The following is a 403-nucleotide window of genomic DNA, read 5'->3' as shown; positions in this document are numbered from 1 at the left end:
CGTCGTGGACGCGACGCTCCGCTCGGCGCTCGTGGAGCACAAGCCGCGCTTGCTGGAGCTGCTTCAGCAGGCGCGGGGGGCGCCGGAGTCCATTCGACTGGAGCCCTTGCCTCGAAACGGGCCACCGCCGCTGTCTCTCACCCAGGAGCGTCTGTGGCGCGCCGAGGTGAGGGAGCCGGACCTCGCTCCGGCCCACATCGCCACCTTCGCCATGCGGCTGGAGGGGCCGCTCAACCGGGATGCGCTCACGCGTGCCGTGGCGACGCTCGTCGAGCGCCACGAGGTGCTGCGGACGACGTTCGAGCTCCGGGGAGACACCCCCGTCCAGGTCATCGCGCCACCGGGGTCTACCGCAATGGAGCCCGTGGACCTGTGCGCGCTCGACGCCGAGGCGCAGCAGGAA

1 protein-coding gene is annotated in these 403 nt (G+C 72.0%); it reads left to right on the top strand.

The features are described from left to right. Positions 1-403, top strand: a 403-nt coding sequence (locus tag D7Y04_RS43220) for a condensation domain-containing protein (RefSeq protein ID WP_233601878.1), incomplete at both ends; no start/stop codon positions are given.

Source organism: Corallococcus sp. AB038B, from assembly GCF_003668955.1.
Lineage (GTDB): Bacteria > Myxococcota > Myxococcia > Myxococcales > Myxococcaceae > Corallococcus > Corallococcus exiguus.
This window is presented reverse-complemented; position numbering and strand designations above follow the sequence as displayed.